Origin of the sequence: Treponema sp. OMZ 838 (genome assembly GCF_000775995.1) — a bacterium.
Taxonomy (GTDB): domain Bacteria; phylum Spirochaetota; class Spirochaetia; order Treponematales; family Treponemataceae; genus Treponema.
Genome location: NZ_CP009227.1, coordinates 2,238,804 through 2,261,407 on the forward strand (window position 1 = coordinate 2,238,804; position 22,604 = coordinate 2,261,407).

Annotated in this window: 24 protein-coding genes and 1 other RNA gene; 15 read left to right on the forward strand and 10 right to left on the reverse strand. The window is 44.8% G+C overall.

What is annotated here, in order from left to right; genetic code table 11:
- Positions 1 to 6 precede the first annotated feature (6 nt).
- Genes QI63_RS10115 through QI63_RS10130 form a run of 4 tightly spaced genes read right to left on the reverse strand, consistent with a single transcriptional unit; the run spans position 7 to position 4,162 of the window.
- Positions 7 to 420: a tetratricopeptide repeat protein gene (locus QI63_RS10115; RefSeq protein WP_044016052.1), complete on the reverse strand. Its 414-nt coding sequence runs from the start codon at positions 418 to 420 to the stop codon at positions 7 to 9.
- 25 nt (positions 421 to 445) lie between these two features.
- A complete protein-coding gene (locus QI63_RS10120) occupies positions 446 to 1,759 on the reverse strand; it encodes an OmpA family protein (protein WP_044016054.1) in 1,314 nt (437 codons plus the stop codon).
- Between the two features lie 13 nt (positions 1,760 to 1,772).
- The gene (locus QI63_RS10125; protein ID WP_044016056.1) at positions 1,773 to 3,092 is read right to left on the reverse strand and encodes a LysM peptidoglycan-binding domain-containing protein; all 1,320 of its coding nucleotides are present in this window, start codon (positions 3,090 to 3,092) and stop codon (positions 1,773 to 1,775) included.
- A gap of 2 nt (positions 3,093 to 3,094) precedes the next feature.
- Complete coding sequence (locus QI63_RS10130) at positions 3,095 to 4,162, reverse strand: tetratricopeptide repeat protein (protein WP_044016057.1); 1,068 nt, start codon at positions 4,160 to 4,162, stop codon at positions 3,095 to 3,097.
- An 81-nt stretch (positions 4,163 to 4,243) separates the two neighbouring features.
- On the opposite strand from QI63_RS10130, the gene QI63_RS10135 reads away from it, so the two are divergent.
- The 3 genes from QI63_RS10135 (at position 4,244) to QI63_RS10145 (ending at position 6,387) form a co-directional block, all read left to right on the forward strand.
- The gene (locus QI63_RS10135; protein ID WP_044016059.1) at positions 4,244 to 5,170 is read left to right on the forward strand and encodes a transcriptional regulator; all 927 of its coding nucleotides are present in this window, start codon (positions 4,244 to 4,246) and stop codon (positions 5,168 to 5,170) included.
- Positions 5,171 to 5,242: 72 nt separating this feature from the next.
- Complete coding sequence (locus QI63_RS10140; RefSeq protein WP_044016061.1) at positions 5,243 to 5,827, forward strand: chromate transporter; 585 nt, start codon at positions 5,243 to 5,245, stop codon at positions 5,825 to 5,827.
- A complete protein-coding gene (locus QI63_RS10145; protein ID WP_044016063.1) occupies positions 5,824 to 6,387 on the forward strand; it encodes a chromate transporter in 564 nt (187 codons plus the stop codon). Before QI63_RS10140 ends, QI63_RS10145 begins: the two co-directional genes overlap by 4 nt.
- 91 nt (positions 6,388 to 6,478) lie before the next feature.
- Here the strand turns inward: QI63_RS10145 and QI63_RS10150 are convergent, their stop codons facing one another.
- The 6 genes from QI63_RS10150 to QI63_RS10175 form a co-directional block, all read right to left on the reverse strand.
- Positions 6,479 to 7,120: a P-II family nitrogen regulator gene (locus QI63_RS10150; protein ID WP_044016065.1), complete on the reverse strand. Its 642-nt coding sequence runs from the start codon at positions 7,118 to 7,120 to the stop codon at positions 6,479 to 6,481.
- A complete protein-coding gene (locus tag QI63_RS10155; RefSeq protein WP_044016067.1) occupies positions 7,117 to 8,595 on the reverse strand; it encodes a DUF1538 domain-containing protein in 1,479 nt (492 codons plus the stop codon). Before QI63_RS10155 ends, QI63_RS10150 begins: the two co-directional genes overlap by 4 nt.
- Positions 8,596 to 8,684: 89 nt before the next feature.
- Positions 8,685 to 9,611: an SAM hydrolase/SAM-dependent halogenase family protein gene (locus QI63_RS10160; protein WP_044016069.1), complete on the reverse strand. Its 927-nt coding sequence runs from the start codon at positions 9,609 to 9,611 to the stop codon at positions 8,685 to 8,687.
- A gap of 84 nt (positions 9,612 to 9,695) precedes the next feature.
- Positions 9,696 to 10,439 (reverse strand): hypothetical protein, encoded by a 744-nt coding sequence (locus QI63_RS10165; RefSeq protein WP_044016071.1) that lies wholly within the window; start codon positions 10,437 to 10,439, stop codon positions 9,696 to 9,698.
- 153 nt (positions 10,440 to 10,592) lie between these two features.
- Complete coding sequence (locus tag QI63_RS10170) at positions 10,593 to 11,000, reverse strand: thioesterase family protein (protein ID WP_044016073.1); 408 nt, start codon at positions 10,998 to 11,000, stop codon at positions 10,593 to 10,595.
- Between the two features lie 23 nt (positions 11,001 to 11,023).
- A complete protein-coding gene (locus tag QI63_RS10175) occupies positions 11,024 to 11,398 on the reverse strand; it encodes a DUF488 domain-containing protein (protein WP_044016075.1) in 375 nt (124 codons plus the stop codon).
- A 172-nt stretch (positions 11,399 to 11,570) separates the two neighbouring features.
- Here QI63_RS10175 and QI63_RS10180 point away from each other — a divergent pair, with 172 nt between their 5' ends.
- From QI63_RS10180 to mreD, 12 genes are all read left to right on the forward strand, one after another.
- A complete protein-coding gene (locus QI63_RS10180; protein ID WP_044017320.1) occupies positions 11,571 to 12,047 on the forward strand; it encodes a YkgJ family cysteine cluster protein in 477 nt (158 codons plus the stop codon).
- An 8-nt stretch (positions 12,048 to 12,055) separates the two neighbouring features.
- A complete protein-coding gene (locus QI63_RS10185) occupies positions 12,056 to 13,021 on the forward strand; it encodes an MBL fold metallo-hydrolase (protein ID WP_044016077.1) in 966 nt (321 codons plus the stop codon).
- Positions 13,018 to 13,197, forward strand: a complete 180-nt coding sequence (locus QI63_RS10190; protein ID WP_044016078.1) for a hypothetical protein — start codon at positions 13,018 to 13,020, stop codon at positions 13,195 to 13,197. Before QI63_RS10185 ends, QI63_RS10190 begins: the two co-directional genes overlap by 4 nt.
- Before the next feature lie 30 nt (positions 13,198 to 13,227).
- Positions 13,228 to 14,244, forward strand: coding sequence for an endolytic transglycosylase MltG (mltG, locus tag QI63_RS10195; protein ID WP_044016080.1), 1,017 nt, complete (start codon positions 13,228 to 13,230; stop codon positions 14,242 to 14,244).
- Between the two features lie 5 nt (positions 14,245 to 14,249).
- Positions 14,250 to 16,037, forward strand: coding sequence for a DNA primase (dnaG, locus tag QI63_RS10200; protein WP_044016081.1), 1,788 nt, complete (start codon positions 14,250 to 14,252; stop codon positions 16,035 to 16,037).
- The gene (rpoD, locus tag QI63_RS10205) at positions 16,038 to 17,861 is read left to right on the forward strand and encodes an RNA polymerase sigma factor RpoD (protein WP_044016084.1); all 1,824 of its coding nucleotides are present in this window, start codon (positions 16,038 to 16,040) and stop codon (positions 17,859 to 17,861) included.
- A 14-nt stretch (positions 17,862 to 17,875) separates the two neighbouring features.
- Positions 17,876 to 18,700, forward strand: a complete 825-nt coding sequence (locus QI63_RS10210) for a zinc ribbon domain-containing protein (protein ID WP_044016086.1) — start codon at positions 17,876 to 17,878, stop codon at positions 18,698 to 18,700.
- 12 nt (positions 18,701 to 18,712) lie between these two features.
- An RNA gene (gene rnpB / locus QI63_RS12500) (RNase P RNA component class A) lies at positions 18,713 to 19,057 on the forward strand.
- 47 nt (positions 19,058 to 19,104) lie between these two features.
- Positions 19,105 to 20,037 carry a tetratricopeptide repeat protein gene (locus QI63_RS10215; RefSeq protein WP_044016088.1) on the forward strand — a complete coding sequence of 311 codons (933 nt, stop codon included), beginning with the start codon at positions 19,105 to 19,107 and terminating at the stop codon, positions 20,035 to 20,037.
- 165 nt (positions 20,038 to 20,202) lie between these two features.
- The gene (locus QI63_RS10220; RefSeq protein WP_044016090.1) at positions 20,203 to 21,237 is read left to right on the forward strand and encodes a rod shape-determining protein; all 1,035 of its coding nucleotides are present in this window, start codon (positions 20,203 to 20,205) and stop codon (positions 21,235 to 21,237) included.
- A 4-nt stretch (positions 21,238 to 21,241) separates the two neighbouring features.
- The gene (gene mreC / locus QI63_RS10225) at positions 21,242 to 22,105 is read left to right on the forward strand and encodes a rod shape-determining protein MreC (protein WP_044016092.1); all 864 of its coding nucleotides are present in this window, start codon (positions 21,242 to 21,244) and stop codon (positions 22,103 to 22,105) included.
- The gene (gene mreD, locus QI63_RS10230) at positions 22,102 to 22,602 is read left to right on the forward strand and encodes a rod shape-determining protein MreD (RefSeq protein WP_044016094.1); all 501 of its coding nucleotides are present in this window, start codon (positions 22,102 to 22,104) and stop codon (positions 22,600 to 22,602) included. The genes mreC and mreD overlap by 4 nt, the downstream gene beginning before the upstream one ends.
- Positions 22,603 to 22,604 lie beyond the last annotated feature (2 nt).

Genomic DNA, 22,604 nt, shown 5'->3' on the forward strand with positions numbered 1-22,604 from the left:
CGGAGCCTACTGCTTTGTCTTAATACGGAGTTTTTCCGCAGCGCGTGTATGGTCGATTTTTGCAAGTTTATAATAATCGGGCGGCAAATGCATCGCCATCGGCCCTTCATATTGAGCCATAATCTTTTCGAGTATGGTATACGCATCCTTCCATTGATGCCGTTTGATATGCAAGTGTGCAATTTCATATTGAGCGGCGATGCACGCACTCTCATCATCGGCAAAACGTTTCAGGATAGTCTCATAATAGACACGTGCAGCGCGGTAGTTACCTGAATCGAAGGCTTCTTGCGCTTTTTGCGTTAAATCCGCTGCTGTTGCTTCTTCCGGTATTTCGGATTCTTTAGGGACAGTCATACACGAAAAAAGACTGAACGTCATAATCATACAACACAAATGTGTAATGTTTTTTATCTTCATACATAAACTCCTCTAAAAACTTGTACTAGTCGCGCAGGATGGTAATTTCTACGCGGCGGTTTTTTGCCCTGTTTTCGGCGGTGTCGTTCGGTGCAATGGGACGCGTTGCTCCGTATCCGGCAGTTTGCATTCTACTTACTTCAATACCTCGTTTTGCAAGCTCTTCAGCAATTTTATCAGCCCGTTGTAGCGATAGGATGCGTTGCCCTTCGGGGCGATTAAGGTCAGCAGTATGCCCTTCGATTAAGAAGTGAGTATTCGGGCCGACTTTTTTCAACGCTTCTGCAATTACGTCAAGACGGCCTGTTTCGTCCGGAAGAATTTCTGCCGAATCCGCTACGAATAGTATCTCATCGTGCATAGTAATTTTGATAACATTTTCGGGCGCTTTAAGGGTGATGTTTTCGGGTTCGCGGTCTAAGAAGAATTTTTCTATATCGCGGTATATAAAGTAGAACTGTTCATCCACGAGCGGATATGTCGGAGAAACCTGCAAGGTGTTTTTATCACACACAATAACAATCTTTCCTTGACGGAGCAGTTCGATATTTTCCTTTTTTGCAAGGATACGTTCCGCATCTTCATTACTGATGATCGGGTCGGTTCGGTTGTCGCCGAATACGCCGCGCGCAATAATTCTCAATGGCTCGGTACCGATTCTGTCCCGATATTCGCTTTCATCAAGAGTTCCGGTATACAAAACAATGCTGTGTTTTTTTGCCTGAGCAGGGTCTACGATATTCTTCTCGTAAATCAAGTTCATGTTTTTATTCCAAATTTTCGGAAACAAACACGGATTAAGTTGTTCACTGGAATACTCGCCGTGTACCGGCAGCTGTCCGCGTGCATCGATTAAAATACCGGTGTATACCTTACTCGCCGTACCGAGAGGAAAAAAAGACGGGGTATACGGCGCATTATGTTTTACAAAAAGGTTTGCAAGTCCCTGTAAAGGATTTTGATGATAAACAATAGCCGTCTGCAATTCTTGAGAGAGAATAGGCGCCGTGCTTTTACCGTTGTTAATGACGGTATTTATATCAGTGAAGGAAATTTTTTCTTCTGCCAGATAGTTGCCGATCCTATGGGAAGAATCCACCAATATGGAAAGATAGGCATTCTTTAAGAGAGAAGAGCGGTTCTGTTGGATAAGCCGTATTGCCGCATTTCTATCGGTCGGCAGGTACAACCCGCTTTTATTTAAATCTATCGTGATTTTTGAATCTACTTGAGCTGTTTCCCAGTTTTGTACTGTTTGGGATTCCATCCCCGACGGGTAGCTGTAGCAGAAGAGCGAAGCAAATAAAATGAAAACGGTAAGGGAAAGTGAATATTTCATAGATACGTCCTCGTTACAGTATCGGCACTTTTAGGGTATTCCCTAACTTGAGGACACTATTTACCGACATATTGTTCTTTTGAGCTAAAAGTTCGACTGAAACCGAATATTTCAGCGCGATCGACCACAGCGTGTCGCCCTGCCGGATGGTATGTGTACCGTCAAAGTTTCCTGCCTGCGCGGTACTTTTGCCCGAATAGGTTCCGACCGATTTTAATGCAGGGATTAAAATAGTCTTTCCGATTTTCAGTGTTTCCGGTTTAAGACCGGTGTTGTAGTTTAAGATACTTTGAACGCTGACCCCATAGTGTTTTGCAAGCGCATAGAGCGTGTCGCCTGATTTGATACGGTACTGATAGTATTTTATCAGCAGCTTATCCGATTGACTGAGTACGGCTTGGGCTGCTTCCGTATAAGCCGAAGGGAGGCGCAGCTGATATTTGACGCTCGGCGGTGTGATAAAGTACCGGAGCGAAGGATTGAGTTTTCTAATTGCTTCGGATTCAAGTCCGAGCTCCTCTGCCAGTAACCGCACGTCGATTGCCCGTTTGATTTCGATGGTGGAAGTAGGCTGGTGGTCTTCGGTCTTTCCCCAATCGATGTTAAGTTCCTCGCTGCGGGAAAGTATCTCCGCAATAGCAAGGAATTTCGGCACATAGTACAGTGTTTCCTTTTTTAGATACCCGTGTTCTGCGAGATACCAGTAATCAGCTTTGCCGGCTTTTTTGACCGCTGCCCGTATTGTTCCCACTCCGCTGTTATAGGCGGCGAGCGCAAGGGGCCAGTCGTTGAATTGACTGTAGTTCCACTTGAGTTTTTTTACCGCGGCGACACTCGTTTTCCACGGATCCCGCCGTTCATCAACCCAATCGTCGATGTGGATATTAAATCCGCCGACACTGTTCCTCATAAATTGCCAAATTCCGACGGCTCCCGATTTTGACGTTGCCGTTTCAAAAAAGCCCGATTCGATGACAGGCAGGAACAACAGTTCGGCAGGCATATTTTCGGATTCCAAGAGTTCGATGATGAAATCGCGGTACGGAGCGGAACGCTTCATTATTTTTGAAAGGTAGTCATAGCCGTCGGTACACATATACTGCTTACGGAATTTTTCGACTAACGGATGATCATGAGGGATAAGCGTATTATGTAGTAACGTATTGCTTTGGAAATTTTGCAAAAGCGATTTATTGAAGTACACACCTGTTTCTGTGACTGCCGGTTTGGGCTGAGCATTCGCATAGATAGGGCGGATACACAGCGTACCTGCTATGACACCGGCACAGAAGTACTTTATATGCGATTTTTTACCGGTAAAATGTATACGCATCCTCAAAGTTTTTCTCCATAATAGATGCCTGCCCATTCCCAGCGGCCGTGGATTGCCGGATCGGCAGGAAAATTAATTTTTCTAAAGTAGAGGTACCATGTACGGACGTATTGGTTCCAACCGGAAGTCCTTAAATAAGCTTCGTAAGGGGTCGAGGACGGATCCAGCTCGGAGGCAATACTGATGGCACTGCCGTACATAAAATCCTTTAGATTCGTATCGGGCTGCTGCTGCGTATCGGATAACTCCTGCTTCCACGACATTGCAAAGAAGTTAACCTTTGATCGGCACCGTTCCAAGGTCGCATAGTCCCGCGCACGGATTGCAGCCTTGATGGTCTTTACGAGATCGTCAAGCGTATTGAACGTCCAGCTTTTTGTCGAGGTACTGTAGTCGACAATCTTACGCGCATAGCCGTAGCTGTCGGGGATACCCGGAATAATAACATCAAACCGGTGCAGATTTAAAAATTGTGTATACGCTTGGATTGCAAGCTGCCATTCCCCTTGTTTTTCATAAGCCTGTGCGAGCATAAAATATGCTTGTGCGGGGTCGAACTCATTATAAAAATCGGTCAAAAGCCGCGAATAATAAACAATCGATTTTCTGGCGGTGCCGACAAGCTCTATCAGATTTTTTAGGCAGAGCAAGTGGATTGATTGTCCGTTTACCATCATATCTGAATAATTTTGAACAATATATTCAAAATAATGGGCTGCAATAGCATCTTCTTGGGAATCCCGATATGCCGCTGCAAGCCGTAAAAGGAAGTAGGCATTATAGGGATTGTCCGGTTCCGCAGCAATAACGGATTGGAGGAACACTGCCAGTGATTTTATTTTATGCTCAGCTTGTAAATGAGAAGTAATTTTGTCGATAAGGGCGAACCGTATTTGAGCGTCCTGTTCTTTTTCCAATAAAGCGACCAAGGTTTTCTGTTCTTTGCGGTGTTCTCGTAAGCCGGTATAGAGATAGCCGAACCGATCCTGAGAACAGGAACAGCATAAAGCGCCGATACAAAGGGCGGAACAGACAAGCAGGTACTTTTTAAACCGTATCACGGGGGGCATACTATCACAGCCATTGTATATTGACAAGACTCCGCTTACCTTGACAGGCTGTTTTTTATTTACTACCATAATACAACTATTATGCAATCGGATGCTTTCAGATTTCAGGCACAAGAAGATTTTTCCAAGGCGCGCAATAAGGCATGGATCAATGAGATGCAGAATGTCATGCATCCCGATAAAAAACGGCTTCTCTCTCTGAACGACGTAAAAAAGATTTTAAAGCCTAAGAATGAGGTGTATGTCGGGCTTAAAACGGTTCCGATCAAAAAGATAGTCGGCAGTGAGGGGCGCTATAATGATTTTGACAACCGCTTTTTACCCCGTTCAAACGAATTGAAGCAGCGGTGGATGAATGTCGATCAAGCTCATTTATCTGACATTATATTGCCGCCTATTCAGCTGTATGAACTCGGCGGGTTGTATTTTGTCCGGGACGGGAATCACCGTGTGTCGGTGGCGAAGACGCAGGGGGTTGAGTTTATCGATGCCGAAGTGATCTCGCTGCAGAGCGAGGTGCAGCTGCCGCCGGATGTCAGACTGGACACGCTGCTCGATGCGGTTATCCGTTACGAGAAACGGGTGTTTTATAACGAAACACATTTCGGCGATCTAACCGATTATTGGGATTTGGACTTTACCGCAGCCGGCCGCTACGATGTCATCTATAATCATATCCTTGTACATAAGTATTATATGAATGAGCAGCAGCATACCGAAATTGATTTTAATGATGCGCTGGTTTCTTGGTATAAAACGGTGTATCTTCCGGTTATCGCTGTGATAGATAAATATAAGCTGCTTTCCGATTTTAAAGACCGGACGAAGAGCGATATTTATGTCTGGATTGTCAAGCATTGGGATAGCCTCAAGCAAAAGAACGGCAACGATTTCAGTCTCGATGAAGCTGTGCTGGATTTTGTTGCATTAGAGAAAACGGCAAAGGCTCAAGCTCCTTCGACACTTTCAAAGCTTAAAGCAAAGTTTTTGAAGCTTTTTAAGAAGTAGTACATGGAGGCAGGGTATACGTCAGGTATTAAACCTTTGGCACGAATAAAAACAAGGGGGGGCGGATGAGCTATGAAAGACGGATTAATACGCTATGTGCAGTTATTCACGGCTTTTTTTAAGATAGGGCTTTTTACCTTCGGCGGCGGTATGAGTATGCTGCCGATGCTGCAGAAAGAATTGGTAGAATCGAAAAAGTGGCTGACGGAAGAAGAAATCCTGAATTACTTTGCGATAGGGCAGTGTACGCCGGGAATTATTGCGGTGAACGTTGCGACGTTCTGCGGGTATAAGCGCGCCGGTCTTTCGGGTGCGATTGTGAGCACGATAGGGATTGTGTGTCCTTCGTGGATTGTCATTACGCTGATAGCCGGTTCCATCTCCCGCTTTTCCGATATTGTATGGATACAACGCGCGATGAAGGGTGTCTATGTTGCTGTTGCCGCCCTGCTTGCCCGTGCGGTTTTTACTTTCGGCAAAAAGATTATTACCGACTTTGTTACCGCGGGGATTGCCGCCGGTGCGTTTCTCGCGATGTCCGTGTGGAATATTTCCGGTATCTTGATAGTGCTTGCCGCCGGTATTATCGGGTTTTGTGCGCAGATTATCCGAAACGGTAAAAGAGCTTCCAGCCGCCGTGAGGAGGATAAAGAATGAGCTTATTCGGTTTGTTTTTCCTTTTTATGTATATCGGCCTTTCTACCATCGGCGGCGGGTTGGTTGCCGTCAGCTTGATGCAGCAGGAGCTGGTTTCTCGATCAATTATCAGCTCGGAACAGTTTATTGCAATGATAGCCGTTTCGGAATCGACGCCGGGTCCAATCGGTATCAACATGGCGACCTATATCGGGTACGAGCTGTATGGTATTTGGGGCAGCCTTGTGTTGACGACAGGCATTGTGCTGCCGTCGCTGATTGTGATTATGTTAATAGCCCGCTTTGCTCAATCGTTTCAAAATGCGGCGCCGGTTAAGAATACCATGTATGGGCTGCGGGCGGGGGCTGCGGGGATGATTGCCGCTGCGGCATGGAACGTACTTGCCGTTGCTGTATTCACATTGCCTGCCTTTTACGCTTCGCGGCAGTGGACGGAATTGGTTGACTGGAAAGCTGCAGCCGTCTTTTGCCTTTTTTTACTTGTGCAAATATTGTTTAAGCGGCTGCATCCCATCTTTTTAATTCTTGCCGGCGCTGCGGTCGGCCTTGTATTGTTTTAAAAAACAATTTGCAATCAGCTTAAGCAGATATGAGAGACCATTCCCTTACAGAACAAGCCGATAAGCTTGCAATTTTTTTAGAGGTTCTCTTTTATTTTATTCCATAGGCGTCGGTGATGGGCAGCACGAATAAGATTCCGTGGCCGTCTTTTTCAATATCGCTGTGGCTGCGGATGGCGGCAACGACGGGTTCAACCTGTTCGGGATCTACAATTGTTAAGACAATTTCTTTTTCGGGTTCTATTTCAATATCGAAAATCAGCTTTGTTTGATTTGCCCCCGAACCACGGGCGTGAAGGATGGTGCCTCCGCGTGCTCCCGCTTCTATGGTAGCGTCCACAACATCATTAGCTCGTCCTCTATCTACAATCGTAAAAATCGCCGACTTCATAGCTTGTATCTCCTTTTGCGTTTCCGGCGGCATTGCTCCGCTGAAATGTTTATTTGAATAGGTAATCGGAATGATGAACGCAATGCCGAAATTTTTTCTGGTTACTTTATGCCGCCGGTTCAGTTCCTCCATAATCGAGGCAAGTTTATCATGTTCTCCCATCGTCAAAATCAATTCCTTTTGGATTTGATTGATGCCGAGAAAATCGAGCAGCTTACTTTTTACGGTACCTTGAGCAAGCAGCGTTGTTGCGCCGATAAGGCCGAGTTCCCTGCCTTCGTGGATAATTTTCCGCGCCTGTCCATGCGGCACTAAAATGATCAATAATGAAAAAGCGGTCATGTCCCTTTCCTTTGTTTTAAATAAAAAAGCAATCCCAGTACTTGCAGCGAGATAACCGGCGCCAAGGCGACCGCTGCGATAATACCGAACCCGTCGATAAGTACGTTTGCACCCGGTGTTGCAGCCGCCAACCCTTGCGCAAAGGAGAGCACGAATGTCGCTGTCATCGGACCAGACGCGACCCCTCCTGCATCAAAAGCCATACCGACAAACAGCTCCGGCACAATCCACGAAAGCGCGAGGGCGACCATGTATCCCGGCAATAGAATATGCCAGAGCTGAAATGCGGGAATAAGAATCCTCAGCATCGAAAGAAACGTCGCAATACTCACGCCGAGCGCAAGGAAGATGAGTACCAGCTTTCTCGGAATATAGCCGGCGCTGACGGTTTCAATTTGCTTGGTCAATACATAAACGGCCGGCTCCGCAAGGATGACCACACAGCCGATAAAAGCCCCGATGATTAAAATGAGCGGCATATTGGCGATTTCGCCGATTTTATGGCCAATCAGGAATCCCAGATCCAAAAAGCCCGCTTTTACTCCCGCTAAAAATAACATTAAGCCGACAAAGGTGATGATCATCCCCTTAATAATTCCGCTCAAGGTGTTTTTTTTCAACCGTAATGATAATATATCGGTGAGTAAAAAGATAACCGCGATCGGTAACAGCGACAGCATCGATTCAGAGGCTGCATGGCTCAATGATTCGGATATGGCGGTAAGAATTGATACACCGGTGGCCGGTTCCGAAATGCTGAAATCATTATCAAAGGCCGGTAACTGCCGTATCAAGGTTATTGCAAGCACGCTCAAGATTGCTCCCGCCGAAACCATCCCGACAAGTCCGAAAGAATCCGTTTCCGATGCGATGGAGTTTTTCTTCATGCGGGAAACACCTGCTGCTATTGCCAGAACAAAAGGTACCGTAATCGCGCCGGTGGTTGCACCCGAAGAATCAAAGGCTATCGAGATGCCCTCCCGTACCGAAAAAATCGAGCAGAGCAATATCAATCCATACGAGAAAGTAAAAACTTTATGTTGCGGGATGTGATAGACAATGGTTAATAATCCGACGGCAAGAAATATCGCGACGCCGATTGAAACGATGACAATCAGTGTGGTTTGCGGGATTGCGCCCTTGGTAACTTGCATAACTTGAGCGCCGAGTATTTGCAGATCAGGTTCGGCAATTGAAATAAAAAAGCCGAGTATGAGTGCCCCGATAATAACCACCGAGATTTTATTTTTGGCAGTGATAAACTGCCCCATCACGTCGCCGATGGGCGTAATACCGATGTCTATTCCGAATAGGAATATCGTAAGTCCGAGGCAGATAAAAACAACGCCGATCAAAAACTGAATAAAAAAAGTATAATCAACCCGCACAAAAAGGAAGTTCAAAATACAAATTAACACGGCAATGGGTAAAACTGAAAAAATAACTTCTTTAAATTTTTCAGCTAAAACATTCATAAGGGAACAAGTGCCTCCTCTTTGCGAGGGATAAGGATTAAGGCATCTCTAAAAACTCGGTTAGATTTTTAGAGATGCCAAAAAGGATGTTATTTTGTAACTTTGGTGATTTTTACGGTCCATTCGCCGCCGTATTCGATTTTATGCACGGCTGCGAAATTATCCATATTCAATGCCATCGATAAGCAATCGAGGCTATTGTAATACAGCAGCGGCTTTCCGTCGGGAACATCGCCGAAACTGTTCACATACGGCATAGAGCCGGTGTATACTTGTTTTCCGTTATTGAATACCGTTACCTGCACGACATCATTGACGGCTAATTTTAATGCTTCGGCTGTTTCACGGCTAATATTTGTCCACACATTCCCGTACTGGACATCGAGGGCAGGAATGGTTCCTAATAGTGTACCTTTGTCAAAACGGGGTTTTTCGTAAGGAAGACGGACAATCTCTTTTTTTGCGGGTCCAACCTGCTCAAAACTGATAATTCCTCCTGCGAGCCGTGCACCGGTAAAAGCGTATACATCACGTCCGTGGAAAGTATAACTCTTCTCCGAATGTTTTCGCCGGTTTACCGCCTCATCGATTAAACGAACTTCTGCAATTCCAAGCCTGTCTGCGACAAGCGTAAGTGTTCCATTATCAGGAGTCACAATATAGTGACCTGTCTTAGTTTTTAAGACAACCGAATCACGGTCGGTACCGACACCGGGGTCAACTACCGATACAAAGACTGTGCCTGCGGGCCAGTATTCTACCGTCTGAAAGAGCCGATACGCTGCATCCCAGATACTGTAAGCAGGTATTTCGTGGGTAAGATCATACAGCGGAATCGCAGACGATTGCGTAAAAGCGACACCCTTCATTGCCGAGACCGCACCATCCTTTAGTCCGAAGTCAGTCTGAAATACCAACGGCCGGGAATTCCGGGGTGTTCCCGCGCAGCCGGAAATACCGATCGCGATTATCAGCATACCTGCTGCAGCCAAACCGCATAACCTTTTATTGCACATAAATCCTCCTATAAAACCAAGTTTTCTTTTAAAAACTTGGCCTCATCAACTGATGGACATCTTTGTCCATCAGTTGATGAGTTTTTAAAACTCATCAAAAGAAATATTTTCCTGTTTTACAGGTGTGTCGCTTCCTTCGGGAGTATTTTCTATGTTTTTCACCGCTGATGTATTTGAATTAAATTCATCGTATTTGTCATAGTCTGCTTTTAATTCTTCTACAAGCTGCAAGAGAGCCGGTTCGTCCAATACTTTTAAAACATCCTGGCATTGTGCGGGTGAAATCGCAATCCGCACTGCAGGGCAGTTAGCTTTGTCGTCTGCTTGAGTGGTCGCATTGGCAAGTATGAAGTACGGCCGTTGCGGCGTAATAAATTGATAATCAAATCGCAGGGTTGGGTATGCTTCATGTGCCCCTCCGAATAGCCCCCATGTCATTAATATCTCGGTTTTTCCAAATGCTCCCTTTTTCTTTGCTCCTTCGGGAGTCAGTGTTTTATTAGCAAAGGCTGTGAGGTACTGTTCAATGGCATTCCGTAGAAGTGCACGTTCCTTCTTTTTTAAAGAAATCCAAATATTATCTCCCATCATCTTATGATGAAATTTAACAGTGTTGGTTGAGGGTTCAAAAACAAAGCTGATATCGCGCGGCAGTAAATCGTTGGAATAACGTTTTACTATATTAAGATGCAGTACACCTAACGACTGTACCGGATAGTTGCCGAGGAAGTCGGGATCGTGCTTTTTTGACGTAGAGGCACATGCACCGCTCAAAAATGCAATACCGAGCGTTGCAATCAATACACACAGGGGTATAATACGTTTCATAATAACTCCTATAAAAACTTGAGCTAAAAAACTATACCGGCAATTATGTTAGACGGCTGTTTTTAGCATATCTTTTTATCCCGAATTGTACGGAAAACATCCTCTTAATGCAAGGTCTCGTATTGCATCAATGTCAAGCGCAGCGGAGATATTCTAAAAGGCATGAGTATCATTATGGACAGCCGCTCGGAGTTTTTCCATAAACCGTTTTTTATTGACGATTGCCCGTACATGGGTACCACTGCCTATAATCCCCCGATCGTTTGAGACTTCCGCTTTAAAAGTCAAGAATTTTCCATTCTCACTGATGTCTATCAGTTCGGTATGGACATATACTTTCATCCCTTCAAGGGTTGCGGCAGTATGTTGAACATCGACTTTTACGCCGACCATCGTATATCCTTCTTCTAAAAATGGAAGTACGCTGAGCGCTGCAGTCCGCTCAATCTTTAGAACCATGTTCGGCGTCGAAAATACCTCAAGTGTGTCATCACCGTCTTGACTCGCCAACATTTCCTTTGTAACGGTAAAGCAGGTATCTCCTTTAATCCCAACTTTCATATAAACCTCCTCCAAAGATTGCTTTAACAAAACTGTTTCAGATGCTTTTCAATAAATGCCCGTAACGTAGGAATATGGCTTGTCTCAGGTTCCCTGACCGCATATAGTATCGTAACGTTACCGGTTTGCAGTTTGCTTTTAATTTTTTCGATAAAAGCCGGTACTGTAGGATTTCCTGCTAATTCTTTTGCATAAAGGGCGGAAAAATGGCTGTAATCCATGTCTCCCCTGTGATAGGCCTGCCGTATATCCGACGACGGCGTAATATCTTTTGCCCAATCTCCGAGCATTGCTTTTTCTTTTGTAATACCTCGCGGCCACAGCCGATCGGCTAATATTCTAAACCCATCCTGAGGTTCGGCAGTATCGTATATACGTTTCCAGTATAATGTTCCCATAGCAAGATCTCCCTATAAATATAATATACCAAGGTTGTTGGAGTAATACAATTCATAATTGTGAATTGTCTGGTATGTTCATCTTGAACAAGTTTAGCCCACAACGGCAAAAAAAATGCTTGAAATAGCAAGGTTTTTCATATATAATGAGATAATTGTAACGGAGAAGTTTTTGCAGCAAAGTTTATTTTGGAAAGGCGGTTTATGCTTTTCATGCGACCGATGTTCAGGATGTTGCCGCTATGATCCGGGGTTTGTGTATTTATCTCCTCGGGATCTTCAAAATTTGCAAACATGGGCATCGCTAAAACGGGCGGCATTTATCGAAAAATATTGCCGGTGGGTACTTCAAGGGGATGGATACGAGTATCTTTGCTTAAAAGAACTTCCAAATTACGATTGTATTTTATGGAATAACGGCTGTATTGCATATAATTATCGGCCTTTTCAATGTTCTTCATATCCGTTTTGGGATTATTTACTTGAAAATGAGCAGCGTTGGAATGCAAATGCCCGCAGCTGTTCGGGAATAAATCGCGGTAAATGGTATTCTGCGGAAGAGATTCAAGGTTTTCTTGATGCTGCAAAACAATTTCCTGTTATTCGACGAAGAAGAACCGGCGAAAGCAGAGATTTTACCGAAAAATAGAGGAGTGTATGCGGGTACATTTTTGGGGCGTTCGCGGCTCGATTGCAACCCCGTTGAGCGCAACGCAAATTCAAGCTAAAATTTCTGCTGTTGTTCAACGGATAACCGAAAAGGACATTACCGATCAAGATGCACGGGAGCGTTTTCTTGCTTCATTACCGCCATGGCTCTTTGGAACTATCGGCGGAAATACGACCTGCGTAGAAGTGGAAACCGAAGAGGGTAATCATATCATTTTTGATGCAGGTACCGGTATTCGTGAGTTAGGCGTTAATTTGCAAAACCGCTTTGATTATTTCGACCGGCCGCAAACCTATCACCTCTTTTTCTCTCATTTCCATTGGGATCATATCCAAGGTCTTCCTTTTTTCGGCCCGGCGTATGATTCACGCAATACTATTATTATATATAGTACCCGCCCTAAAATGCGGGAGTTTTTAGAAGAGCAGATGAAGTATCCGTACTTCCCGATTACCATGTTCGGAAAGGGCGGCTTTACTGCAAAGTTCGAGTTCCGTTGTATTGCACCGGATGAACCGTATATCCACATTGGTAATACACGGATAGGATGGCATCGTGTGCGTCATCCGGGTGGCTGTGTCGCATACTCAATCAATGATAATCAAAAAAAGATTATTTTTTCAACCGATACGGAGCTTCGCCCTCAAGATTTTGAAAAAAATGATGCTAATATCGCATTTTATAGTGATGTAGAGCTGCTGATTATCGATGCTCAGTACACAATGACCGATTCCATCGAAAAAATAGGCTGGGGGCATTCAACCTTTTCTCTCGCTATTGATTTTGCAACTTCGTGGGGAATTAAAAAATTAGCACTTTTCCATCACGAACCGACGTATAACGATAAAAAGATTCTCGCGATACAATCAAGTGCACAGCATTACTGCAACTATATAGGTACCGGTACGCTTGAAATATTCAGTGCTGTTGAAGGAACGGATCTGTACTTATGAGTGATGATCTGCCGATTTATCAATTTTCCGATTCCGAACTTAAAGCACTTGTTTCTTTTTTTAGGAAAAGTCCCCCGTTGCCCAATGAGCTGTATTCATTGAATGTTTTTGCTGAAAAGTATATTTATAGAAATCTTACCATCAGCGAAGCGGAACAGCTCTATGGTGATCGATAGTAGTCAATATATGTGATATGTGAACACACTATGAAAAAAAAATACTTTTTCTTAACGATGATTGTACCGATATGTCTCTTTCTTATTGGAGCAGCGGCTGCTGTTGTTTATACGCCTGCTTCTTTTGATACAAATCCTGCCGAACAGCTTTTTACTATTAAACGCGGTACTTCTGCACGGGCAATCGCTGCCGATTTAAAAGCGGCGGGACTCATCCGGTTTGAGTATCCGACATATCTGTATTTCCGACTTTTTAATAAACCGATTAAAGCCGGAACATATAAACTTTCTTCCGCTTGGTCGGTGCACACGCTCTGTGCCTATTTACAGGCGGGAAAACAAGAATTGATTAAGGTTACTGTGCCGGAGGGGCTGACACTCTCAAAAACGGCAGCGATTCTTGAAGACCGGCAGGTTATTGCCGCCGATGATTTCCTTGCAGCGGCAACCAATAAAGCTTTGCTGCAATCCTATGGAATTCCCGGCAGTTCTGCCGAAGGGTTTTTATTTCCCGATACCTACTTTTTTTCGTACAATGAAACGGCAGATCGGGTTATTACGGCGATGCTGGATAATTTCTTCAGCAAAACGGCCGGTATCCCTCACTTCCCCGACGATCCTGTTCAGCGGTACGAGGCGGTTATTTTGGCAAGCATTATAGAGCGTGAATACCGTGTACCGGAAGAAGCCGTAAAAATTGCCGGCGTTTTTTCAAACCGGCTGCATATCGGCATGGGACTGCAATCGTGTGCTACCGTAGAATATATATTGACAGAGATTCAGCATAAACCTCACCCCGATCGTCTGTTGAATAGAGATTTGGAAATAGACCATCCGTATAATACCTATAAATGGCGGGGGCTTCCTCCGGGGCCGATTTCCAATCCGGGAATGACCGCCTTGTACGCAGCTTGTAATCCCGAAAAAAGCAGCTATCTCTACTTTCGTTTGGAAGATGCGGCGGCCGGTACACATATTTTTACTAAAAATTTAACGGAACATACAAAAGCAGGCGCAATTATTTTAAAACGGGCAGCGGGGCGCTGACCGCGATGGCAAAAATCACTACGGAAACGATCGACGCGGTCAATAATCATACGGACTTGGTGTCACTCGTCGAAAATTATACCCATTTGGAAAAGCGCGGGCATGATTGGTGGGGCTGTTGTCCCTTCCATAACGAAAAAACACCGTCTTTCCATGTTATCCCCGATAAAAAAATGTATTACTGCTTCGGTTGCGGAGCGGGCGGCCCTACCATCAAGTTTCTTATGGAAATGGAAAAGCTGTCCTTTAATGAGGCGGTAGAGGCGCTTGCGAAGCGAGCCGGTATTCCCGTTGTGTATGCGGAAGGCCGTTATAACCCCGCGCCGGAGGATTCATTGAAAGAAACACTGCTTGAATTATACAAAAGAGTGAGCGGAACCTTTCATTATTTTCTATTGCACACCCCTGAAGGAGCTCCTGCGCTGCGATATTTACAGGGGAGGGCAGTAAGTCCCGAAATGATCGAGCAGTTTAATCTCGGGTATGCGCCGGCTGATCGCCGGTGGCTCTTTAAATTTTTGCAGACAAAGGGGTATTCTGCAGAGTTTTTAGCAAAATCCGGTTTATTTTCTAAAAACTATCCCGAAGTTTCTTTTTTTTCAAACAGAATTATGTTTCCGATTTGTAACCGGCACGGTCAGCCGGTCGCTTTCGGCGGGCGGGTTCTGGAAGGCGACGGACCGAAGTACCTTAATACCGGGGATTTGCCGCAGTATAAAAAAGGCGAAACGCTTTTTGCGTTTTCGCAGGCGCTTGCGCAGATCAGAAAAGAAAAAACGGTTATTTTTTGTGAAGGCTATATGGATGTTATCGCCTTTCACCAAGCGGGTATTACCAATGCCGTTGCTCCATTAGGCACCGCTTTGACGGAAGAGCAGGTAAAGCTTATTCAGTCCTTTGCCGACACTATCATTCTTTCGTTCGATTCCGATTTTGCAGGACAGCAGGCAACATACAAGGCGATAAAGCTGTGTCGTGCCGGACATTTACAAGTACGGGTACTGATGATTAAGGGAGGGAAGGATCCTGCTGAGATACTGGCGCATAAGGGTGCCGAAAGCTTGACGGAATTGGTAAAAAATGCTATTTTAGACAGTGATTATCTTATTCAAATTGCCGTTGGGCGGTTTGATGTGGTGAGTCCCGAAGGAAAGGCTCAGGCTGCTGCCTTTCTATTCCCCTATATTGAGGTGTTGGAATCCGATATTCAAAAAGAGTCAACAATACATAAGTTTTCGGCGGACTTGGGTATAAGCTCAAAAGCGTTATTTACTGATTATATACAGTATGACCAAAAACAAGAACGGGTACCGCCTACACGAAAAAGTGAAACACAAAAGCGTACTGCGCTTAAAATGACCGCAGAGCTGAGGATCGTGCTTGCAGCAGCTGCAAATCCTCATCTCTTTAAAAAAATGCGGGCAGAGTTGACTTCCGATGATTTTGAGGATCCTGCTGCGAAGGATTTGTTTATTGTATTAGAAGAATGTTATCGCGCCGATGCAAATACGTATGACAGCTTATTAGCGCATTGTCCTTCCGAAACGTTGAGAGATGCCGTAAGCAGTGCAATTATTAAAGGTGAATTTGCAGAAAATCCTGATAAACTGGTGTATGACGGTATCTACTATATTAAACAAAATGCTTTACAGCGCCAAAAGGAGCTCATAATCCGTAAATTGCAAGCAGTGCATGAAAACGGCAGTGTTGACGATATTCAGCATGCCAATGACCTGCTGAGCGAGAAACTGCATATCGACAGAGTGCTCGCAGAATTAAAGGAAACGACATAAATGATAGATATCTCTGAAGATCCTATTGTTATAAAGTTGATTGCCCATGCAAAAGAGCGTAAAAGCTTAACGTGGGATGAACTGACCGATTTGTTGCCTGAAAAAATGACTTCGTCCGAAACGGTGATGGATGAAATTATTGATCTGCTTGAACAAGAGCAGATACAAGTGGTTGATGATGTCTCAGAAGAAGCCGATGATATGTTCGCGGATGAGCTTGATGAAGTAGAGCTTGAAAGCGAGGAGCAGCTGTTTGAAGAGGCGGAACTCGAACCCGGAAATGACTCTGAATTTTCAAAACCGGAAGAAACGCATAAAAAGCTTTTGAATAACGATAGAGAAGCAGTTGTTGACGACCCTATTAAACTCTATTTGCGTGATATCGGCAAGGAAAATTTGCTGACAGCCGAGCAGGAAGTTATCCTTTCAAAAGCGATGGAGGATGGGGAGAATATCATCAAAAATGCGATAAAGAACTCGGGTGTGCTGATTTCTGAAGTTCAAATGATCGCCCAAAAAGCTTTTGCCAAAATCAGTTCTTCAGAGAACAATAAACCGCGTAAGGAATTGAGCTATGAAGATGCTGAAAAAAAACGGCTCCGCCAATCTTATGGCGAACAATTAAAACCCATCTATTCCGATATAAAGGCTTATATCTTATTAAAAAAGAAATTATACGATAAAGAGACGCTTGCCAGTTTTTTGGATGACGAAGATCTCCAAAAAACACGGAAAAAGATTCTGAATTATTTACAAAAAATCGAGTTTCAAACCGAAGAAATCGAAAAAATTTCGGATCATTTTTTGGAGGCAGCCCGGAAGATACGGGAGTACCGTCGCCGGCGTGAAAAGAAGCAACGTCAACTCGGTATACGGGCGTACTCCGACTTGCGAAAGCTTGGGAAACGGCTCGCTATTCCGCGTGAACGGCAGAAGCTGGAAGAAGAGCTTGGTATGACGGCGAACGATATCCGCGATATTTATACGCATATTCAAACGCTCATTCGTAAAGTGCGGAAAATCGAATATGATTTTGAAGCGCCGACGGAAGATATTATCGCGCTGGCAAAAGAAATACGCCACGGTCATGCAATGTTGAAAAAGGCGAAGGATAAGCTGATCAATGCAAACCTGCGCTTGGTCGTATCGATCGCAAAAAAGTATACCAATAGGGGATTGCACTTTTTCGATCTGGTTCAAGAAGGCAATATCGGCTTGATCAAAGCGGTTGAAAAATTTGAATACCGCAAAGGGTATAAATTTTCGACATACGCGACATGGTGGATACGGCAGGCAATTACGCGTTCCATCTCCGATCAGGCGCGAACCATCCGTGTGCCGGTGCACATGATTGAACAGATCAATAAGGTTACCCGCGAGTCGCGGCAGCTGATGCAGAAGTTCGGCAGAGAGCCTACCGACGAGGAGATCGCCGCGCAGCTTGGCTGGAATGTCGAGCGGGTTAAACAGGTTAAAAATGTCGCGCGCGAGCCTATTTCGCTTGAAACACCGATAGGCGAGGAAGAAGATTCTTCGCTCGGCGATTTTATCGAAGATAAGGATGTCGAAAATCCGTCCAACTTGACAGAGTATATTCTGTTGCAGGAACAGCTGCGCGGCGTATTGTCGTGTCTGCCGTTGCGGGAGCAAGAAGTGCTTAAAATGCGGTTCGGTCTTGATGAAGGCTATGCTCTGACTTTGGAAGAAGTCGGCTTGTATTTTAACGTAACGCGCGAGCGTATCCGTCAAATTGAGGCAAAGGCATTACGCAGATTGCGGCATCCTAAACAAAGTTGCAAATTAAAAGATTATTTGGATACATAGGGGAGTGAGAGACGATGGTTACAGCGGAGATTTTTGATAAACTGCGTGAATTACAGGATATTCTTGCACGGAAGAATCAGCTTGATAGTGAGATTTCAGAGGCACCTCAACTATTGGTAAAGCAGGAAGAACTGTTGGCGCAGTATAAAACGAATTATATTAAGAAGAATACTGACGATGAAGCAATACGGCAAACCATCGGCGCATTAAAAGCAGAACTGTTTGAAACCGAACAAAAGCGTGAAAATGCCGAGAAGGGAATGGATAGTATTACCTCACAACGGGAATATGATGCTCTCGATCGTGAAATTCAAGAGGCGAGCAAAAAAGAAGCTGAGCTTCGTAAAGAAATCCTGAAAAACGAGGCAAATCATAAGCGTCTTGACGAAGAGATTAAAAATGAAGAAGCGCTGATTAAACAGCAGGAACAGGAGCTTGATGAACGGAAGGCGGTGATCGAAAAAGAAATTGCCGAAAAGAAAAACGAGCTGGCTGAACTTGCTGAAGGGGAGCAGCGGATTGCCCCCGATTTGGATAGTGATACGCTGTTTAAATTTGACCGTATTATCAAAAACAAGCAAGGTATCGGTATCGTTCCCGTTCAAGGCAATGTTTGTATGGGTTGCCACATGATCTTATCGGCTCAATTTGCTATTGAAGTACGGGAAGGAAAAAATATCATGTATTGTCCGTATTGCAGCAGAATTCTGTATTATCAGGAAAGTGATCAGGATTCCGCTGAGGATATGATCTTTGATGATATGGATATGGGTAGCTTAGCCGATTTGGATGATTCGTCCGACTATGATGAAGGGGAATCGGACAACAGCGAAGATTAATAGTGTAAGATGATAGAGAGCCGGTAACCGCCGTGATATACGGAGGAAAGTCCGGACTCCTTCGGAGATGATGCCGGTTAATGGCCGGGCGCTTGTATTGAAAAATACAGGCGACAGACAGCGCAACAGAAAATAAACCGCCGGTAAAACGGTAAGGGTGAAAAGGCGGGGTAAGAGCCCACCGCGCTTCCGGTAACGGGGCGGCACTGCAAGCCTCATCAGGAGCAAAATTGAATAGTAAAGGATATCCGATCCTTTATTTACGGGTTGATTGCGGAAATTACTGTAGTAATGCAGGAGTAAGATAGATGGTTACCCTGTTCGCAGACAGAATCCGGCTTATGGCTCTCTATTTTTTATTTATACGGATGCATTCCGTTATGAAGGATATGAATTAGAAACGTATGAAAAGGTACCACGGTAAGACACAGTATTACTCAAAACCGCATATCGGAAGATATGCCGTTCTTTTTTTGTGTATTGTGTTTATCGTTGCCGGTGCTCTTTTCTTTTTTACTGTGTATCGGGCGCGTTATTTCCGTGTGCCGTCGATGCGTACGGTATATACTCAGTGGGAAAATAAAGATTATGCGGGAGTGTACGCAAAGACCGCTCAAATTTTAGAGAAACGCCCGATGGATGGAACTGCGCTTGCACTGCACGGTTTTGCAGCGTATTACCTTTTTGCCGAACAGACCGATTTATCTGTCGGTGCGGATTATCTTACGGCAGCTATTGTGCATTTACGCAGGGCGCTTTATCTGACTAAAGATAAGGATATTCCGAAAATTGCGTATGTACTCGGGAAGGCATATTATCAACAAGGCTATTACTATGCCGATCTCGCAGTGAAGTACTTGGATGAAGCATACACAGGCGGTATTGAGGCGAGTGATTTATCGGAGTTTCGCGGTATGGCGGCTTCTGTATTGGGAGATACCGATAAGGCGATAGAAGCTTTTACCCAAGCTCTTGCGGCAAATCCTTCCGACTTTGTGCTGTATGCCGTAGCGGAAAATTATAAAAAGAAGGGTGATATACAGAATGCAAAGCTCTATCTTTTTGAAACAATTAAAAAGACCGGTAATGCCGTGCTGGAAGTGCGGTGCAGAAATCAGCTCGGTTTGCTCTTTTTAGAGGAAAATAAACCGGACGATGCGTTGGCGCAGTTCAAGCTTGTACTTGAAAAAGATGTAAATTCTGCGGATGCACATTACGGTATCGGGCTGATACATGAGATGCAGGGAGATATGATTAAGGCGCGGTATGAGTGGCGCTCTGCGATACGGCTTAATCCCATACATGCGGAAACGCGTGCAAAATTGAATATAAAATAGCATGGGCATCTCTAAAAACTTGGTTAGATTTTAGAGATGCCCGACGAGTTTAAAATTAAGTCTTTATACAATAATGACTTAATTTTAAACATCGCGGCTAAATCTAAGGAAAACCTCTAAAAACTAAAGTTTTTAGAGGTTCACAATAGGAGGAACGTTCGGGGTATGGGCTTTTTTAAAAGATTTTCTGCCGATATAGGCATTGATTTGGGAACCTGTAATACTGTCATTTATATAAAAGGGAAGGGGATTGTCGTTAATGAACCTTCGGTTGTTGCCGTAGAACGCGGAACAAAATCGGTTGTGGCGGTAGGCGCCGACGCTAAACGAATGCTGTGGAGGACGCCGGGCAACATCATCGCCATACGGCCGCTGAAAGACGGGGTTATTGCGGATAAAGATACGACGGAGAAGATGATCCGGTACTTTATTTCCAAGATTTTGCCGCGTCATAGGCTGATTAAACCGCGCGTGGTTATCGGTATTCCGAGCTGTATCACCGATGTGGAAAGCAGTGCCGTGCACGAAAGTGCGTTAAAAGCGGGAGCCGGCAGCGTCGAAGTGCTTGAAGAATCGCGTGCGGCTGCCATCGGTGCCAATATTCCGATTACCGAACCTGCCGGTAATATGGTATGCGATATCGGCGGCGGTACGACCGAAGTATCGGTTATCTCGCTGCTTGGTATGGTTGTTACCAATGCTATCCGTGTCGGCGGCGATGAATTTGATCAGGCCATCATTAAGCATATCCGTTCCGTGCATAACCTCATCATCGGTGAGCAGACTGCCGAGCGTCTTAAAATTGAAATCGGTAACGCGTTCCCGGAAAAAAACATGGAACGGGTGGAAATTAAGGGAACCGATGCAATTACCGGACTTCCCCGTCGCCTCGAAATCGATTCTGTAGAAGTGCGCGAGGCGTTGAGGGAGCCGATTACCCAGATTGTAGAAGAGATAAAAACAACGCTCGCCCAGACGCCGCCGGAACTGGCTGCCGATATCGTAGAGCGGGGGATTGTTATGACCGGCGGTGGCTCTCTGCTGAAAGGCTTACCGAAGCTCATTTCTAAAGAAACGCACGTTCCGGTCATCCTTGCCGAAAATCCCATGGACTGCGTGGCGATCGGCGCAGGTTTATACTATGACGTGTATAAGGATATGTCGGGTAACCGCAGTCTCTACGAGAGTTTAAACCGCTAATACAATGAAAAGGAAATTTTCATTTAAAATAAAGCTTGATGTTTTTTTATTAATCTTGCTGCTTATCATATCTTCGGTGTTGCTGACGTTCTCCGGCGGTCGATTTATCGTCGATTTTAAATCGGTCGGTTTTTCAGTTGCTGCCGGAACGGAAAATGCCGTGCATTCGGTATCGTCATTTGTGACGGATACGGTGTCGGCTGTACGGGAGCTTGCCGAGCTTCGTTCAAAGTATGTGGCGTTGAGCGAAAAACTTAAAGATTATGAGCTTTTGCAGCGGTCAAATGCCGACATACGCCGTGAGAACAGAGAGTTAAAGGAATTGCTCGGTTTTGCGGATACGATTATCTATAAAAATATTCCGGCGCAGGTTGTCGGATTTGATCCTGATAACCTCTATTCCGGTATTATCATTAACCGCGGAACAAAGCACGGTGTGCGTAAGAATATGCCGGTGTTGGCATTCCAGGGCAGCAATGTCGGCTTAGTAGGAAAAATCGTACAAACCGGTCGCGACAGCAGTATGATCATCCCAATATATGATTATCAGTGTTATGTTGCCGCTTCCGTTCAAACAACAAAACATCGGGGCTTGATCAACGGACAGGGTACTGCCGATCTTCCGCTTACTATGAAGTATGTACAAAAACGGGCAAAAGACGAAATCGCTATCGGTGACAGAATTCTTGCATCGGGGGAAAACAATCTATTCCCGAAAGACAGTCCTATCGGTATTGTAACCGGTATTAAGGTGCATGATTATGAAACCTATCTTGAGTTGGCGGTACAGCCGATTATCGATTTCTCACGGTTGGACTATGTGTTTGTGCTGGATTTATCGGGTTCTAATGGGGAGGCGGTACAGTGAGAAAAGTTATTCTGTGGACGATTGCAACTGCCTTTTTACTCGGTGTGTTTGAAACAGCGATTTTGTCCCATATTCAATTATTGCCGGCATTGCCGGATTTAATTTTACTTCTTGTCGTGTATATTGCGCTGTATAACGGTACTGTTCCCGGCATTACAGCAGGTTTTTTTTCCGGACTCATTTTTGATTTTCTTTCATTGGCGCCGATGGGACTCCATTCATTTGTATTTACCGTACTCGGATTTCTTTATGGTATGTTGTACGGGAAATATAATGTGCGTCGCTTCTTTTTCCCATTGATACTCGGGCTTTCGGCAACATTTTTAAAAGCTGGGATGCTATTCGTGTTACATGTACTGTTCGGACAAAGTATTCAGGTTTATAACCTGCTCGCAGCCCCCTTTTGGATTGAAGTTGCAGAAAATGCCCTCTGTGCGCCGGCATTATTTATGCTGTTAGGTTTATTTCCGAATGCGTTTGAAATAAGGGAGTGCTGAGT

Bases quoted from the DNA above. Each gene is read 5' to 3' on its own strand.
- QI63_RS10115 (WP_044016052.1), bottom strand. From the start codon at position 420: ATGAAGATAAAAAACATTACACATTTGTGTTGTATGATTATGACGTTC.
- QI63_RS10120 (WP_044016054.1), bottom strand. From the start codon at position 1,759: ATGAAATATTCACTTTCCCTTACCGTTTTCATTTTATTTGCTTCGCTC.
- QI63_RS10125 (WP_044016056.1), bottom strand. From the start codon at position 3,092: ATGCGTATACATTTTACCGGTAAAAAATCGCATATAAAGTACTTCTGT.
- QI63_RS10130 (WP_044016057.1), bottom strand. From the start codon at position 4,162: ATGCCCCCCGTGATACGGTTTAAAAAGTACCTGCTTGTCTGTTCCGCC.
- QI63_RS10135 (WP_044016059.1), top strand. From the start codon at position 4,244: ATGCAATCGGATGCTTTCAGATTTCAGGCACAAGAAGATTTTTCCAAG.
- QI63_RS10140 (WP_044016061.1), top strand. From the start codon at position 5,243: ATGAAAGACGGATTAATACGCTATGTGCAGTTATTCACGGCTTTTTTT.
- QI63_RS10145 (WP_044016063.1), top strand. From the start codon at position 5,824: ATGAGCTTATTCGGTTTGTTTTTCCTTTTTATGTATATCGGCCTTTCT.
- QI63_RS10150 (WP_044016065.1), bottom strand. From the start codon at position 7,120: ATGACCGCTTTTTCATTATTGATCATTTTAGTGCCGCATGGACAGGCG.
- QI63_RS10155 (WP_044016067.1), bottom strand. From the start codon at position 8,595: ATGAATGTTTTAGCTGAAAAATTTAAAGAAGTTATTTTTTCAGTTTTA.
- QI63_RS10160 (WP_044016069.1), bottom strand. From the start codon at position 9,611: ATGTGCAATAAAAGGTTATGCGGTTTGGCTGCAGCAGGTATGCTGATA.
- QI63_RS10165 (WP_044016071.1), bottom strand. From the start codon at position 10,439: ATGAAACGTATTATACCCCTGTGTGTATTGATTGCAACGCTCGGTATT.
- QI63_RS10170 (WP_044016073.1), bottom strand. From the start codon at position 11,000: ATGAAAGTTGGGATTAAAGGAGATACCTGCTTTACCGTTACAAAGGAA.
- QI63_RS10175 (WP_044016075.1), bottom strand. From the start codon at position 11,398: ATGGGAACATTATACTGGAAACGTATATACGATACTGCCGAACCTCAG.
- QI63_RS10185 (WP_044016077.1), top strand. From the start codon at position 12,056: ATGCGGGTACATTTTTGGGGCGTTCGCGGCTCGATTGCAACCCCGTTG.
- QI63_RS10190 (WP_044016078.1), top strand. From the start codon at position 13,018: ATGAGTGATGATCTGCCGATTTATCAATTTTCCGATTCCGAACTTAAA.
- mltG (WP_044016080.1), top strand. From the start codon at position 13,228: ATGAAAAAAAAATACTTTTTCTTAACGATGATTGTACCGATATGTCTC.
- dnaG (WP_044016081.1), top strand. From the start codon at position 14,250: ATGGCAAAAATCACTACGGAAACGATCGACGCGGTCAATAATCATACG.
- rpoD (WP_044016084.1), top strand. From the start codon at position 16,038: ATGATAGATATCTCTGAAGATCCTATTGTTATAAAGTTGATTGCCCAT.
- QI63_RS10210 (WP_044016086.1), top strand. From the start codon at position 17,876: ATGGTTACAGCGGAGATTTTTGATAAACTGCGTGAATTACAGGATATT.
- QI63_RS10215 (WP_044016088.1), top strand. From the start codon at position 19,105: ATGAAAAGGTACCACGGTAAGACACAGTATTACTCAAAACCGCATATC.
- QI63_RS10220 (WP_044016090.1), top strand. From the start codon at position 20,203: ATGGGCTTTTTTAAAAGATTTTCTGCCGATATAGGCATTGATTTGGGA.
- mreC (WP_044016092.1), top strand. From the start codon at position 21,242: ATGAAAAGGAAATTTTCATTTAAAATAAAGCTTGATGTTTTTTTATTA.